13 protein-coding genes are annotated in these 15,920 nt (G+C 62.0%); 1 reads left to right on the top strand and 12 read right to left on the bottom strand.

Features of this window, described 5'->3' with window-relative positions; all coding sequences use genetic code 11:
• Positions 1–5 precede the first annotated feature (5 nt).
• From atpA to LN047_RS01950, 8 genes are all read right to left on the bottom strand, one after another.
• Positions 6–1,547, bottom strand: coding sequence for a F0F1 ATP synthase subunit alpha (gene atpA, locus LN047_RS01985; protein ID WP_056327611.1), 1,542 nt, complete (start codon positions 1,545–1,547; stop codon positions 6–8).
• Between the two features lie 28 nt (positions 1,548–1,575).
• Positions 1,576–2,115 carry a F0F1 ATP synthase subunit delta gene (locus tag LN047_RS01980; RefSeq protein WP_056327612.1) on the bottom strand — a complete coding sequence of 180 codons (540 nt, stop codon included), beginning with the start codon at positions 2,113–2,115 and terminating at the stop codon, positions 1,576–1,578.
• Positions 2,116–2,127: 12 nt separating this feature from the next.
• Positions 2,128–2,598, bottom strand: coding sequence for a F0F1 ATP synthase subunit B (locus LN047_RS01975; RefSeq protein ID WP_008167494.1), 471 nt, complete (start codon positions 2,596–2,598; stop codon positions 2,128–2,130).
• Between the two features lie 144 nt (positions 2,599–2,742).
• Positions 2,743–2,985: a F0F1 ATP synthase subunit C gene (gene atpE, locus LN047_RS01970; protein WP_003815363.1), complete on the bottom strand. Its 243-nt coding sequence runs from the start codon at positions 2,983–2,985 to the stop codon at positions 2,743–2,745.
• Between the two features lie 118 nt (positions 2,986–3,103).
• On the bottom strand, positions 3,104–3,985 hold the full coding sequence (gene atpB, locus LN047_RS01965) for a F0F1 ATP synthase subunit A (protein WP_056327613.1): 882 nt from the start codon (positions 3,983–3,985) through the stop codon (positions 3,104–3,106).
• 82 nt (positions 3,986–4,067) lie between these two features.
• Positions 4,068–4,481 carry an ATP synthase subunit I gene (locus LN047_RS01960; protein WP_063955419.1) on the bottom strand — a complete coding sequence of 138 codons (414 nt, stop codon included), beginning with the start codon at positions 4,479–4,481 and terminating at the stop codon, positions 4,068–4,070.
• A 466-nt stretch (positions 4,482–4,947) separates the two neighbouring features.
• A complete protein-coding gene (locus LN047_RS01955; RefSeq protein WP_373981051.1) occupies positions 4,948–6,510 on the bottom strand; it encodes a DUF1254 domain-containing protein in 1,563 nt (520 codons plus the stop codon).
• 255 nt (positions 6,511–6,765) lie between these two features.
• Complete coding sequence (locus LN047_RS01950) at positions 6,766–7,542, bottom strand: enoyl-CoA hydratase (protein ID WP_373981050.1); 777 nt, start codon at positions 7,540–7,542, stop codon at positions 6,766–6,768.
• Positions 7,543–7,569: 27 nt separating this feature from the next.
• Between LN047_RS01950 and LN047_RS01945 the strand changes: the two genes are divergently transcribed.
• Entirely contained in the window at positions 7,570–9,342 is a 1,773-nt protein-coding gene (locus LN047_RS01945; RefSeq protein WP_128827099.1) for a M61 family metallopeptidase, read from the top strand.
• Positions 9,343–9,928: 586 nt separating this feature from the next.
• Here the strand turns inward: LN047_RS01945 and LN047_RS01940 are convergent.
• The 4 genes from LN047_RS01940 to LN047_RS01925 all read right to left on the bottom strand — a co-directional run bounded on the left by LN047_RS01940 (position 9,929) and on the right by LN047_RS01925 (position 15,884).
• Positions 9,929–10,732 (bottom strand): DUF6708 domain-containing protein, encoded by an 804-nt coding sequence (locus tag LN047_RS01940; protein ID WP_373981049.1) that lies wholly within the window; start codon positions 10,730–10,732, stop codon positions 9,929–9,931.
• 136 nt (positions 10,733–10,868) lie between these two features.
• A complete protein-coding gene (locus tag LN047_RS01935) occupies positions 10,869–11,393 on the bottom strand; it encodes a DUF6708 domain-containing protein (protein WP_373981048.1) in 525 nt (174 codons plus the stop codon).
• Between the two features lie 412 nt (positions 11,394–11,805).
• Entirely contained in the window at positions 11,806–12,528 is a 723-nt protein-coding gene (locus LN047_RS01930; RefSeq protein ID WP_373981047.1) for a DUF6708 domain-containing protein, read from the bottom strand.
• 83 nt (positions 12,529–12,611) lie between these two features.
• The gene (locus tag LN047_RS01925; protein WP_373981046.1) at positions 12,612–15,884 is read right to left on the bottom strand and encodes a T6SS effector BTH_I2691 family protein; all 3,273 of its coding nucleotides are present in this window, start codon (positions 15,882–15,884) and stop codon (positions 12,612–12,614) included.
• Between the last annotated feature and the right edge of the window lie 36 nt (positions 15,885–15,920).

Here is a 15,920-nt window from a genome sequence, read left to right as displayed (position 1 = left end):
CTTTCTTAAAAAGCACCGTGCTTCTTGAATTCCTGAACGGCGGCGGCCAGTTCGGCCTCGTCGTCCTTGGACAGTTCCTTGGTGTCTTCGATGCGCTGGATCAGGGCCGCGTGCTTGGCCTTGAGCTGATCCTTCAGCGACTTCTCGAACGACAGCACTTGGGCCACGTCCACGTCATCCAGGTAGCCGTTGTTGACCGTGTACAGCGTGACGGCCAGTTCCCACACCTGCAGCGGCTGGTATTGCGGCTGCTTGAGCAGTTCAACGACGCGCTTGCCGCGCTCGAGCTGGCGGCGGGTCGCGTCGTCCAGGTCGGAGGCAAACTGCGCGAAAGCGGCCAGTTCACGGTACTGCGCCAGGTCGGTACGGATACCGCCGGACAGCTTCTTGACGACCTTGGTCTGGGCAGCGCCACCGACGCGGGACACCGAGATACCGGCGTTGATTGCGGGGCGAACACCGGCGTTGAACAGGTCGGTTTCCAGGAAGATCTGGCCGTCGGTGATCGAGATCACGTTGGTCGGAACGAAGGCCGACACGTCGCCTGCCTGGGTTTCGATGATCGGCAGCGCGGTCAGCGAGCCGGTCTTGCCCTTGACGGCGCCTTCGGTGAACTTCTCGACGTACTCTTCGTTGACGCGAGCGGCACGCTCGAGCAGACGCGAGTGCAGGTAGAACACGTCGCCCGGGTAGGCTTCGCGGCCCGGCGGACGGCGCAGCAGCAGCGAGACCTGGCGGTAGGCCCAGGCTTGCTTGGTCAGGTCGTCATAGACGATCAGGGCGTCTTCGCCGCGATCGCGGAAGTATTCGCCCATCGTGCAGCCGGCGTAGGCGGCCAGGTACTGCATGGCGGCGGAGTCGGAAGCCGAGGCGGCCACGACGATGGTGTATTCCATCGCGCCGTGCTCTTCGAGCTTGCGGACCACGTTGTTGATCGTCGAAGCCTTCTGGCCGATAGCGACGTACACGCAGGTGACGCCCTTGCCCTTCTGGCTGATGATCGTGTCGACGGCCACGGCGGTCTTGCCGGTCTGGCGGTCGCCAATGATCAGTTCGCGCTGGCCACGGCCGATGGGAACCATCGAGTCGATAGCCTTGATGCCGGTTTGCAGCGGCTGCGACACCGAGCGGCGGGCGATAACGCCAGGCGCCACTTTTTCGATGATGTCGGTGGCCTTGGCGTTGACCGGGCCCTTGCCGTCGATCGGCTCGCCCAGCGTGTTGACCACGCGGCCTTTCAGTTCCGGACCAACCGGAACTTCCAGAATGCGGCCGGTCGTCTTGACCTGGTCGCCTTCGGAAACGCCGGTGTAGTCGCCGAGAATAACGGCGCCGACGGAATCACGCTCGAGGTTGAGCGCCAGACCGAAAACGTTGTTGGGGAATTCGAGCATTTCGCCCTGCATCACGTCCGACAGGCCGTGGATGCGGGTAATACCGTCGGTCACGGACACGACGGTGCCCTGAGTACGGACATCAGCCGAAGCGCCCAGGCCCTCGATGCGGCTCTTGAGCAGTTCGCTGATCTCGGAGGGATTGAGTTGCATATTGACTCCTGGAATCCTGTTAGTAGCCTTAAGCGGCGAGCTGATCGCGCATGCGGACCAATTGGGCTTGTACGGAAGTATCGAGCACCTGGTCGCCGACGGCCACGCGCACGCCGCCGATCAACGACGGGTCGACGGTAACGCTGGGCTTGAGCTTGAGGCCGAATTTTTGTTCGAGCGCGGCGACCAGATCCTTGACCTGGGCATCGCTCAGCTCGAACGCGCTGGTGATTTCCGCCTGCGCCGTGCCTTCGTGACGATTCCGCAGCGCGACGAATTGCGAGGCGATCTCGGGCAGCAGCAGCAGCCGGTCGTTTTCGACCAGCAGCTCGATGAAATTACGGGCGGCTTGCGGCAAATCGGCCTTGATCAGGCCGGTAAACAGTTCGACGCGCTGCTTGTCGCCCAGACGCGGATCGGCCATGGCCTCGCGCACGTCGGGGTTGGAGGCGACCTGCGACATTTCGCTGACCAGGTCGGCCCACGCCGGCAGACCGGCCTTGTCGTCGCGCGCTGCGCTGAAGAGCGCTTCAGCGTAGGGCCGGGCAACAGTGGAAAGTTCAGCCATGACGGTCCCGGATTAGAGCTGCGCGCGGAGCTGGTTCAGCAGCTCGGCGTGTGCGCGGGCGTCAACCTCGCGCTTGAGGATCTGTTCAGCACCCTTGACGGCCAGCGCGGCGACGTCGTCGCGCAACGCTTCGCGGGCGCGCTGGACTTCCTGCGCGGCATCCTGGGCAGCCTGCGCCACGATGCGGGCACGTTCGGCTTCCGCTTCGCGGCGGGCCTGCTCGATCAGGGAGGCGGCTTGCTTCTCGGCCTCGATGATGCGTGCGTGGTTTTCGGACTTGGCAGAAGCCTCGATCAGACTGACGCGCGCCTGGGCTTGAGCCAGGTCGGCTTTGCCCTTCTCGGCGGCGGCCAGGCCGTCGGCGATTTTTTGGCGGCGCTCGTCCATCGCCTTCGTCAGGGGAGGCCACACGAATTTCATCGTGAACCAGCCCAGAACGAAGAACACGAGCATCTGGAAAATGATCGTCGCGTTCAGATTCACGGTCGTTCCTTTAACACCTTTCGGCTCCGACCGCACCCGGAAAGGGGCGTCGCGGAGCACTCGATACTTTGCTGACCGGCGATGGAGCCGTTGCTCTCATCGCCGCCAGCGTCATGACCCACCTATTTGCCGGCGGGCGGTGCCTTAGCCGACGAACGGGTTGGCGAAGGCGAACAGCATGGCGATACCCACGCCGATCAGGAATGCCGCGTCGATCAGGCCAGCCAGCAGGAACATCTTCGTTTGCAGAGCGTTCATCAGTTCAGGCTGACGAGCCGAAGCTTCCAGATACTTGCCGCCCATCAGTGCGATGCCGATGCAAGCGCCGATAGCGCCCAGACCGATGATAAGACCGCAAGCGAGGGCAACGAAAGCGACGTTGGTCATGACAACTCCTTGGTTAGAAATCTGAAGTCAAAAATTGAAAAATAAGAGGTACAGCTCAATGCAAGATAATCTTGCTATCCGGTGCCGGCCGGGTGGCCGACGCCGGAAATTCGGGGGATCAGTGGCCTTCGTGAGCCTGGCCGAGATACACCAGCGTCAGCATCATGAAGATGAAGGCCTGGAGCAGAACGATCAGGATGTGGAAGATTGCCCAGATCGAGCCGGCCAGGATGTGGCCGATGCCCAAGCCGATGCTGGCGCCGTTGAAGCCGGTCCAGGCGCCGCCCAGGAGGGCGATCAGCATGAAGATCAGTTCGCCGGCGAACATGTTGCCGAACAACCGCATGCCCAGCGATACGGACTTGGCGGCGTATTCGATCAGGTTCAGCAGCAGGTTGAACGGGGCCAGCACGATGGCGCCCAGGCCATGCGCATGGAACGGCGCGGTGAACAGTTCTTTGACGAAACCGCCCGGCTTCTTGATCTTGATGCCGTAGTAGAACATCAGGAGCAGCACGCCCAGCGACATGCCCATCGGCACGTTCAGGTCGGCGGTCGGGAGGATGCGGTGGTAATAGAGGGGATCGCCGTGCTCAGCACCCAGGCCGGTCAGGCGCCAGATGGAGGGCAGCAGGTCGACGGGCAGCAGGTCCAGCGCGTTCATCAGGATGATCCAGAGGAACACGGTCAGGGCCAGCGGGGCGATGAAAAGACGGCTCTTGGCGTTGTGGACGATGCCCTTGGCCTGGTCGTCGACCATGTCGACGATCATTTCCACGAAGGCCTGGAAGCGGGAAGGAACACCGCTGGTCGCACGGCGGGCAGCGCGCCACAGGAAGAAAATGACGATCAGGCCCATCAGGCCGGACCAGAACAACGAGTCGTAATTGATGATGTCGAACTGAGCAATAGCGCTCTGTTTCTCACCGGTATTGTTCAGATGCACCAAGTGATGCTGAATATACGCGGATTGAGGCGACACGTCGCTGGCAGCAGCCATTTGAACCTATCCTATTTGCTGTATGCCCGGTCCTTGCGAACCGGACGATTCCACGATTTCGTTTGCCGCAACTTACTCGGCGCTAAGACAGCCTGCGGAACATCAGAAGCAGGAGATAGCCTTTCAGGGTGAGTATCAGGCCGAGCAACGCGGCAGGCCACACAAGCCAGTCATGCGTCACACGCGAAAGCAGCCACAACAGCAATGCCGTTGCGAACAACTTGATCAACTCACCAGAGAGAAAGGTAAAGGGACTGGCCTTGCCGGCCCGAACGCTGACAGCCAGGCGCAATGCGAACAACGCATTGGGTATGAAATACGCTCCTGCCCCCGCCAGCGCCGACCAACCTGCCGCCGCCCCTCCTACAACCCCCGCTATTACTGCTGCTGCGAGCCCCATGGCGCCTTGCGCCGCCAATGCCAACAAGAGCCCACGGCTGGCTTGAGCGTTCAGCGCCGCGCGATCCGCGTCACTGAGCACCAGAACTTCCACCACGTCCGGATCGATTAAATCCTGATCCAGACTGGGCCTCAGACCGTGGGGTCTCAGACCTTCGGGTCTTAGGCTTTCAGCCCCCGGACTTTGTCCAGGACCCTGCCCTAAACCCTGCTGTTGCTGCATGGAGTTCTGCCGCATCAAACTTCCCCGCTTAACCTGGCCCTGTGGGAACCGACGCGCTTTATGAAGCGCACGTTTCTTATCCCGCAAGCGTCAAACCCGCAGAGTATAGCTTGGTTTTTTGCACCCTAGCAAATGAACTTTCGGCCGTTTGTAAGGTGGCAACAACGCCTGCTTGCGGCGGAGAAATTGGGGACGAGCGAGCGCTCTGCCGGGGCGTGGCCGCCGGTCCCGCCTCTGAAAGAAAAGGCGCGCGGCCCCTTGTCGGAGACCGCGCGCCTTGTGCGTTCTGGCAGATGCGCGTCGGCAGCGATGCGTTCAGCAGATTCGCGCTTGCCCGCGCTTAGTCTTCCTTGACAGGCGGCGGCGCCCACTGCCCGTCCAGGGCGGTGTTCTGCGGCGAGTACAGGCGCATGCTGAGCACGAACGGACCGTCGGCGGCAGGCGTGCTGACCCAGTTGGCGCGCTTGGATTCGCCCGGATCGCGGCGCTGCACGTAGATGTCCAGCGAACCGTCGGCGTTGTACTTCAGGCCGTCGGTGCTGCGGATCACGTAGCGGTTGGCCGGATTCTCGGCAAAGCCGTACTTGCTGTTGTAGACGTGCAGCGACCAGAGCTGGGCCGGCGGCAGCTGGCCCTTGTCGAAATGCAGGACGTAGTCTTCGCTGGAATCCAGCGGACGGCCCTTGGAATCGGACACGGTCACCGGGTACAACACGTCTTCCGGCGAGGGCGCGCCCAGACCGGCATAGGCGATGGCAGCACGGCGCGTGTAGTCGGTGCCGTAGGTGCCGATGCCCGTCAGCACCGTGTTCCAGCCGTTGATCGGGGTGGCCAGGCGCGAGACGTTGTCGGCGATGCGGCGGCCGGCCAGGGGTTGCGCGTCGGTCAGCGCCTGCTGCACAGCCGGGCTCAAGCGGCCATACGAGAACGGCTGGCGGTCATCCAGGCCGATGCGGCGCATGCGGTCCAGCATGGGCGTGTCGTTGGCGTGCGGCGGGTTGTTGCGCAGCGCGTCGAAGAACACGGCAAAGTACGAGGCGGCATCCATGCCCGCGACCTGCTCGGCCGGGGTACCGTCGGGCACCGTGACGGCGGGGGCCGGCATGGGCAGGTTGCTGCCGATGGGCGCGGTGCCGATGCCCGAGCCGGTCTGCGGGTACGCGTTGCCGGCGTTGCGGCCGCGCGGCGCGGTGGCGGGCGTCACGGGGACCAGCAGCGGACGCGCGGTCATGCCGGACTGGATCTGGTTGACCGCGGCGTAGTCCTGCGGACCGCCCGCCTGCGTCCAGCCGATCAGCCAGCCCATCGAGGTCGGGCTGCGGATCACGTCGACGCCGGCCGGCACGGTGCCATTCCAGTTCGGGCCAACGATGGCGAAGGACTGCGCGCCGTTGCCATTGGTGCGCGTGCCGCGCGAGGCAAAGACGTCGCTCCACATGTCCAGCGCCGACAGCACGGTATAGCGGCCGCCGGTGTCGGGCAGATTGATGATGAGCGGCGCGCGCGAGACGTCGAACCACAGGCTGGAGTACAGCGCGTCGGCGCTGGGCCAGGGCGTGTCGGCCGCGCGCGGATCCGGGAAGGCGGCTTTGTGGCCGAACTGGTTCATCGGCGCCTTGCCGTCCAGCGGGCTTTGCACCGCCGTGGCCTGGCGGCGCGCCAGTTCCATGAGCACCATGGGATACGCGTAGACGTAGGCATCGATGGCCGTATCGCGCAATTCCGCCTCGCTCATCCGCGGGGCGGCCTGCGGGGCGGCCTGCGGGGCGGCGTACGGCGTCTCGGAGACCAGGCGCAGCGTGGACTGCGGCGATTGAGCCTGGGCGACATTGATGAAGCAGACGCTGAGCGCGCCGGCGAGCGCAGCCGTGGTCAGCCGGCGGGTAGCGATGGGTTTACGCATGCAAGGCTCCTTCTTGATTTTGTTTGCAATCGAGCCGCCGCGCGGGATTTGCCAGTGACAGCAAACCGCTCTGGCGCGGCACCTCGGGATGACGCTCATTCAGGATAGGGCCGAAGTCTGCAACAAGGTGCTAGCCAGACGTTTCAAGGCGAAACCTGCACTTTGCGCGCAGATGGCCATGAAAAAGCGCGCCTTCATAGGGCGCGCCTGGCAATGCGAGGCCTGCGATTCGTGCAGGCACAGTCGTAACAAGGATTAACGGTGTTTGAAGTCGGGTTTGCGCTTTTCGGTGAACGCGGCCATGCCTTCCTTCTGGTCTTCGGTGGCAAAGAGCGAATGGAACACGCGGCGTTCGAACAGCAGCCCTTCGTTGAGCGAACCTTCGAAGGCGCGGTTGACGCATTCCTTGGCCATCATGACCGACGGCAGCGACATGGAGGCGATGACGGTGGCGGCGTCCATGGCTTCTTCAAGCAGTTTGTCCGCGGCAACCACGCGCGAGACAAGACCGGCGCGCTCGGCTTCCTCGGCGGCCATCATGCGGGCAGTCAACGCCAGGTCCATGGCCTTGGCCTTGCCGACGGCGCGCGGCAGACGCTGCGTGCCGCCCGCGCCGGGGATCACGCCCAGCTTGATTTCAGGCTGGCCGAACTTGGCCGTGTCGGCGGCGATGATGATGTCGCACATCATGGCAAGTTCGCAGCCGCCGCCCAGCGCGTAGCCGGCCACGGCGGCGATCACGGGCTTGCGGATGCGCTTGAGCGTTTCCCAGTTGCGGGTGATGTATTCGCTGCCGTACACGTCCATGTACGACCAGTCTTTCATGGCGCCGATGTCAGCCCCCGCCGCGAAGGCCTTTTCGCTACCGGTGATGACGACGCAGCCGACGTCGGGATCGGCCTCGAACGCCAGCAGCGCGGCGCCCAGTTCGTCCATGAGCTGATCGTTCAGCGCGTTGAGCGCCTTGGGACGATTCAGCGTCAGCAGGCCGACTCGGCCCCGGGTTTCGACCAGTACAAACGACTCGCTCATGAATGTCTCCGGTAATAAGATATGAGCATGAAAAAAAATGATGACGTACCTCCCATACTTTACCGCCTTGCGCCGCACGATCCCGCCGGCCACCGCTACCGGATAACCCTTACGATCGCATCGCCCTCGCCCGCCGGGCAGCGCCTGTCGCTGCCCGCCTGGATCCCGGGCAGCTACCTGATCCGCGATTTCTCGCGCCAGATCGAAACCGTGTCGGCCCGCGCCGGCACGCGGCGCGTGACTGTCGACAAGATCGACAACCACACCTGGCAGGCCGCGCCGTGCGAGGGCCCGTTGCAGGTCGAGTACACGGTCTACGCCTGGGACCTGTCGGTGCGCGGCGCGCATCTGGACGAGACGCACGGTTTCTTCAATGGCACCAGCGTGTTCCTGCGCGTGCACGGCCAGGACCACGAGCCCTGCCTGGTGGACCTGGCGCCGCCGCGCGGCATCGACGGCTGGAAGGTCTACACGAGCCTGCCCGAAGCCGCAGGCCACAAGGGCGCGGCGCGCCGTCACGGTTTCGGGCTATACCTGGCGCCGGACTATGACGCGCTGATCGATCACCCGGTCGAGATGGGCACGCCGCAGGTGTCGCGCTTTGTGGCGCATGGCGCGGAACACGAACTGGTTTTCACGGGGGTGGCGCCGAATCTGGATCTGGCGCGCATCACGGACGACGTGAAGAAGATCTGCGAGACGCAGATCGCTTTCTTCGAACCCCGCACGAAGCGCGCGCCGTTCCTGGACAGCGCGGACCGCTATGTCTTCATGACGATGGTGACGGGCGACGGCTACGGCGGCCTGGAGCATCGCGCCAGCACGGCGCTGATGACGGCGCGCAAGGACCTGCCGGTGCTGGGCCAGCAAGGCCAGGGGGAAGGCTACCGGGGATTCCTGGGGCTGGTGAGCCACGAGTATTTCCACACCTGGAACGTCAAGCGCATCAAGCCGGATGTCTTCGCGCCGTACGATCTGTCGCAACCGGACCTGACGCGCCTGCTGTGGGTGTTCGAGGGCTTTACGTCCTACTACGACGATCTGCTGCTGCTGCGCTCGGGCGCGATCACGCGCGCGGACTACCTGCGCCTGCTGGCCAAGACGATCACCAGCGTGGCCCGCACGCCGGGCCGCCACAAGCAGTCGGTGGCAGAGAGCTCTTTCGATGCGTGGACGCGCTATTACAAGCAGGATGAGAATTCGCCGAATGCGCTGGTGAGCTATTACACGAAGGGCGCGCTGGTGGCGCTTGGGCTGGATCTGCTGATCCGCGAGGAATCGTCGGGCGCGCATTCGCTGGACGATGTGATGCGGTTGCTGTGGGATCGCTATGGCCGGGACTTCTATCGGGGCAAGCCGCACGGTTTGCCGGAAGACGGGCTACCGGCGCTGATCGAGGAAGCGACGGGGGTGGACACGCGGCGCTTTATCGCTCGTCATGCGTACGGGACGGCGGATGTGCCGCTGGCTTCGTTGCTTGAAACACAGGGCGTGAAGCTGCAATGGAAGACGTCGGCCAATATTCCGTCATTGGATGTGCGCACGCGCAAGCAAGGCGACTCGCTGACGCTGGCGACGGTTCTTGAAGGCGGGGCGGGGCACAAGGGGGGCTTGTCGGCGGGTGATGTGCTGGTGGCTATCGATGGACTACGGGTGGATGCGCCGGCGGGGTTGGATCTGCTGCTGGCGCAGTACCGGGTTGGGGATCGGGTGACCGTGCATGTGTTTCGGCGGGATGAGCTGCGGGAGTTTCGGGTGAAGTTGAGTGGGCCTGAGGCTACGGAGTGTGTGTTGGTTTGAGGGGGTACCGGCCGGATAGATTGAGTTCTTAAGGCGTCCGGCATGGTTCGTCCGGCATGGTTCTTAAGGCGCCCGGCGCGTCGTGGGCCTGGGGCGGGCGGGGCTCCGATTGCGGTCCGGAGCCTTCGCTCCGGACTGCCCCGTGCTCAACCTCGTCCGCCTTCGGCTCCCTTCGGTTTCCGCCGGGCGCATCTAAACGCCCCGCCCACCCCAGGCCCACGACGCACCGGGCTCTACGGTTGAATCTTTACGGGCGGCGGGGGGAGTCGGGTTCTTGAGGTTCTTGCACGCAGTCGTTTGGGAGAGAAGCGTCTTGCGGTGCCCGTCCCCGGGCGGCCGCGCGGGCGGCCTTCGTGGACTTACGCGGCGTCTTGCGTCGTCGCTTTGACGCTTCGCGTGTGGCTGCTTCCTCTCAAGGTGTCTGACACCCTGGTGAGATTTCCGTCATACCCAGTGCGTCTCCCTAGGGTGTCAGACACCGGCAGAAGTGGGCGTTCGCCAATCGAATGTACCTGGGCTGTGGCGCTGCAGTAGGTGGCAAGCGGGCCCTTTTGGCAAGCGATCCAGTCCTCGGCCTCGACCGCCTTCACGGTGCAGTTCGTGATTCAAGATCCATATCCGCGGGCCACTGGACCCTAGGGGCTAGACGCAAGGCGATGTTGTAGGGAGCGACGTCGTTGGTATCACGTGGTTCGGCACGATCAGGGTCGAGGCCTTTAATGCCGTTCTGCATGTAGGCGCACACGTAGGCCCAGAAATTGGAGGTGTTCGCAGCGTCGGTGTTCAATTGGAAGCGCGCCACGACGTTGTTCGTGCCGGGTTTCACCACCGCGATGGAGACGCCTTCTTTGATGATGAGTCCGCCGCCAGGCGTCGCACCACGGACTTTCCACTTCTCTGCTCGCAAGTCGTCCCAGTCGTAACTCGCCGTGGTGACGCATCCGCGATCGAAGGGATTCCACCAAACTGATTGGAAGTCGTAGACGTATACCTTACGACGTAGGCGATTGAAGCGGAGCGGAAGATCGCGGGGTGGGGAAACGTCGGCACGATAGAAAATGCATGCTGCGTAAGCGCACAGGGCAAGTGTCATTACGTCTAGAAAGACAATTCCAACAATCTCACCGACGGAGCTGAAAGCCGCCGCAGTCGCATAAGAATGCGCTGCGGAAAAAATTACATACTTGAGACCCACCCATGCCATAACCAGTGAGAAGTAAAAAATCCCTCCGCGAAGGCTCGACGTGTTCCGGGCGAACTGGACATACGTTCCATCCATACGCGTCGGTGCCTGCCATAGCAGCATTGGGGGCTCGTCGAGCGGGTCGTTGGGGCCGGGAAGATCCCGTTGCCAGCCGACGCAGGGGGGATTCAGTTGAGGTTTCGCCATCAGCGTTCCCTAGAAATGTCGATGGCGGCGAAGTGGGCGTTCGCCAATCGAATGTACCGGGGCTGTGGAGCTGCAGTAGCTGGGTGGCGAACGGTCCCTTCTGGAAAGCGAATCCAGTCCTAGGCCTCGACCGCCTTCATGGTGCAGTTCGTGATTCAAAATCCATATCCGCGGGCCACTGGACCTTCGGGGCCAAGCGCAAGGCGATGTTGTAGGGAGCGACGTCGTTGGCATCACGCGGTTCGGCGTGATCGGGGTCGAGGCCGTTGATGCCGTTCTGCATATAGGCGCACACATACGCCCAGAAGTTGGAGGTGTTAGCAGCGTCGGTGTTTAAATGAAAGCGCGTCACGACGTTGTTGGTGCCCGGCTCCACCACCGCGATGGAGACGCCTTCCTTGATGATGAGCCCACCGCCCGGAGTCCCGCCGCGGACTTTCCACTTCTCTGCGCGCAGGTTGTCCCAGTCATAACTCGCCGTCGTCACATACCCGCGCTCGAAGGGATTCCACCAGACTGAATGGAAGCCATAAACGTAGACCTTGCGACGTAGTCGATTGAAGCGAAGCGGGAGATCGCGGGGCGGGGAGACGTCTGCGCGATAGAAAGCACATGCTGCCCAAACGCATACTGCGATGGCAATTGCAAACAGCAAGAACATTCCTATTTCAAAAGCCCCCACACCCGTCGTCGTGATGGCCCTGAGATTTCTAGTGATCAGAATTGTCTGTTCGAGACATGTCCATGTAATCAGCAGCGAAAAGAAAAGGAGCGTTCCGCGAAATATAGATGTACTCCGAGCGAACTCGACATACGTTTCGTCCATATGCGTCGGAGCTCGCCATAGCAGCAGAGGGGGCTCAATGAGAGGGTCATTGGGGCCCGGCAGATCACACTGCCACCCGGCGCAGGGGGGATTCAGTTGAGGTCTGGCCATCAGCGCTTCTTCGTAATCTGCGGGGCGGCGAAGCCTGAGTGCATTGACCGGACGCATCGCGGCTGAGAAGCTGCGGCAGCTGGCAAGCGAAATATTCCTTCCAGATAGCGAATCAAGACTTCGGCCTCGACCGCCTTCATGGCGCGGTTCGTGATTCAAGATCCATCTCCGCGGGCCACTGGACCTTCGGGGCCAGGCGCAAGGCGATGTTGTAGGGAGCGACGTCGTTGGCATCACGAGGTTCGGCACGATCAGGGTCGAGCCCTTTAATGCCGTTTTGCATGTAGGCACACACGTATGCCCAGAAATTGGAGGTGTTCGCAGCGTCGGTGTTCAATTGGAAGCGCGCCACGACGTTGTTCGTGCCGCGTTTCACCACCGCGATGGAGACGCCTTCTTTGATGATGAGCCCGCCGCCAGGCGTTGCGCCACGGACTTTCCACTTCTCTGCTCGCAAGTCGTCCCAGTCGTAACTCGCCGTGGTGACGCATCCGCGATCGAAGGGATTCCACCAAACTGATTGGAAGTCGTAGACGTATACCTTGCGACGTAGGCGATTGAAGCGGAGCGGAAGATCGCGGGGTGGAGATACATCGGCACGATAGAAAATGCACGCTGCCCAAACGCAGAGCGCAATTGCGCTCACGTGAAGTAGAAAAATGCCTGCAACTTCAAGCGTTAGAACGCCAGACGCCTTACTCGTCATATAAATGTCCCATCCGGCGAAGGCTAGATACCGGATACACATCAACGTGGTCAGTAATGAGGCGTAGAAGATCACTCCGCGAATGCTCAATGCGTTCCGAGCGAACTCGACATACGTTTCATCCATATGCGTCGGCGCCTGCCAGAGCAGCATGGGGAGGTCATTTGGAGAGTCGTTGGGACCTGGGAGGTCGCGTTGCCAGCCAACGCAAGGGGGACTCAGCTGAGGTCTCGCCATCAGAGTTCCTCGGTAATTTCGATTGCGGCAAAGCCAGAGCTGTCGTTCATGTCCGGCCAGAACGCCACGACCAATGTTGCCGACTTGATCTTGTTTACCGTATCCAGCGAGTACCGGCCGCTGAGGATTGGCCGTGACGGTGTTGGTTTCGTCTCAGCGTCCAGCGCGTAATCTTGCCCACTCAAGGCAGAAACATTCGCGATCTGGGCTGTATCGTTGACCTGTCCAGATGCCATGACATGAGTAGTCAGGATGGGGACACGTTTGCCGTCTGGTGCTAGACCGAACCGCTCGGTGGTGAGCGTGAAGCGGTAGCGTGATTGTTTGGCATCGAAACCAGGCAAGGTTGCGCTGTAAACAAGCACCCTTGTTTGCTTGATTGAGCCCCCGTTTTTGAGGACCTCAATGTCTTCGATGTAGAGTTCATCTAGCGACCTCGCTCGTCCTTCATCAGTGAAACGGAGGTCGACATCCATGCCGAGTACTGCTGCATTCAGTGCAGCGATGGCGATGTCCATATCGTGCGGATCACGCCAGCGGACGGTGCCTTCAATTCGGCCGAAATAGCAGCGGTGCGCCCACTTTTCCAGTGGGTCGGATTCAAGACTCTTTGCTACGTGTGATATCGCGTAGGCGACGAGTCCAATAGCGATGCCCGCGCCCAACCCGCCGAACAGCGAGAGTGATCTTACGGTTCCCAGAAAAATCACAAATGCCCCAATAACCGATGAAATACCGGCAATTTCGTAGGCCCGAGCGGCGCCTGCATCACCAGCTTTTGACACGCGACCGGCTGCCCTAAAACTCGCACCGGCGTCCGCAATCCCCGCCAAAGCTGAAATCGCTCCACCAATCATCACCAACTTCGACCCCAGCCCGACCACGCGACCGATCAAAGGGGCTTTCTCCTTGCCCCAGCGGAGCAAGAAGTCTTGGGCAGCGTCCGCCGGAACCTTCATCGCCAGCCCGGCCGCCTCAACACTCGCTCCCATGAAGCCCAGCGCCACGCTATAAAACGCCGCCACAGCCTCCGGATGCCGGGCGCCGACTTTCGCATCCAGGTCAGCTAACGTGCTTTTCAAGCTGTCCTGCAAAAAATACAGGCCGATGAAAGACAAGCCACCATCCACGCTACCCACGGCCAAGTTCTTCAAGCTCGCAAAGGTGCTGCCGGCGACACGACGAGCCCCCGCCGCGCCAACGTGCAGGCCCTCGAGCACCGCGGCGGCAGCGGGTTCCAGATTCTTCAGGCCGGCGTTGACCTGGCGTAGCGCAAACTTGACCTCTCTGTTGATCTCTTGCCCAAGCGCGCCAGCAGCCTGCCTGATGTCCTGCGCGCCCTCCTTGGCCTCCTTGCTGAAATCCAGGATGCGCTTCTTGACCTCTTCTGCAGTTCCATGCGCCCATAGCGTGACGTCGATGAGCACATTGCGGACATTGGCATCCGGGATGGTGATCAGACTGCCCAGCAACATCGCACGTGCCCGTTTGCCGGCGGCCTTTTGGGCGGAGTTGGCGTGCTCGCGAATTTCGCTCGACAGCAGCTCGAAGCACTCCCCCACCGTGAGCTGGATGGTGACCTGGGTGAACCTGGCCTTACCGTACAGCCAGGCGGCGCCGGACTGCAGGTTGTCTAAAGCCGCCTTGGCGCCGATGGTCAGGGTGCTTTCGAGGCGATTGCTCGCATCGTGAATGGCCGCCAACAACTGATCGGCAGATTCAACAACGAGCGTCCGGCGCCAATCGCTTCCCTCCTTGCTGGTGGCGACCATTTTTATCGCGTCATAGTATTTCTTGCCTGCCTCCGAGGGCATCGCGTTGGAGAACAAGGGTTCGAACGCCTGCTGCAAGTCGGTGTATTGCCCATTGAGCGCGATGTAGGCTGGACTACCTGCGTCGGACAGCAGGTCTTTCCATGCCTTGCTGCTAGGCCCCAACGCTTGCGGCGTGGGCTTTTCGCCTGGTTGGCTCTCGTCCGCCGGCGTTGTCTGCTGTGGCGGGGCATCCGTGATGCCGCCCGCAAGACAAGCCGCGGTGGTGCTCAGGCGGCATTGCTGCGAACGCGCATCGGCGTCCGCATAGTCCAAAGCCATGATCCGTCGCCAACTGGCGCCAGCCACCAGGTCGGCCCAGTCGGTTGCATAAGCGTCGATCTGCTTTTGAAAGCGGTCGTCTTCCTTGTCGTACGCATCCTGAAAAGTCTTTCGCCCTGCAGGGCAGGTTTCCCAGTAACGATCTTCTAGCCGGGCCATGCGACGCCCGGTCTCGCGATTGACCACGCCAGCGCGTTGTTGTGCGGGGTCGTGGAATACGGGCGGGACGCCGGATTCGCTGGACGTCCAATAGTCGCTGGGTGGCGGCGGAGGCGGGTGTGCAGCCTCTACCTGCTGGGCGATGTAAGCTTTGATTCCGAGCAGGCACTGCGAGGTGAGGTAGGCATACCGCCGTGTTGGCTCTTCACGCCACCGCTGGCGCATCGTGTTGACAGAAAGACGCAGGCTGTTGAGCTCTGCAGCCATGCCCACCGGATCGGGCAGGATGAGTCCTGCAACCCCCTTCGCAAGCCCATGCTGCTTTTCGAGCATGCGCAGTTGCGCATGCATGGCTTCCAGGCGGGCATGACGGGGATGCCAGTCATGAACGCTACCGAAGTCGCGCGTGCCAATGGCGTACTCGGCGACATGCTGGGCAAGATCATCACCGTGTTCAAGGGCAAGCGCCTGGCTGCCACCTGTCGGATCCTGCTTGAGCGTGATCAGATTGATCACCCTGAACCGCTGCCGATAATCAGCGGGCAGTGCCTTTCCATCAGGGTGCTTGCCGGTGCGGTAGGCATCGAGGGTCGCCTTCGGCCAAGGGTCCTGTGAAAACGCGATCCAGGCCTGCTTGTGCGCTGCGGTGTCGATGTTGATGAATGCCGAGCGCAGATCGTGTCCGGCGTCCAGGCAAGCTTTGGCTAGGGGCTCGGGCGCCGCCCGTGGCATGGAGAATGGATTGAACTGGCGCAGATAGCCTTCCGGGGTGACCTGATAGGCATGCCAGATTTCTTTGTCCAGCAGAACATAGACATACCCTTGCCGCAGTACACGCAATGCGGTCTGAATGGATTCGTGACTCAGTGCGCCATGTTGCTTGAGTCCGCCTGTGACCGGCATGATTGCAAGCCGTAGTGGCAGGATCGGTAAGCCGGTACGTTCACACGCGCTGCACGTGCCGGTGGGATTGGGCGCCGCCTGGCGCCGGGCCTGGGTCAGGGTCTTGCTGATGCTCATGTGTAGCTCGCGGCGGGAGGTAATGACGCAACGATG

The organism is Achromobacter sp. JD417 (assembly GCF_041879325.1).
GTDB lineage: Bacteria > Pseudomonadota > Gammaproteobacteria > Burkholderiales > Burkholderiaceae_B > Achromobacter > Achromobacter mucicolens.
Note: the sequence above shows the minus strand (reverse complement) of the source record. Positions and strands in the feature narration are given on the sequence as shown.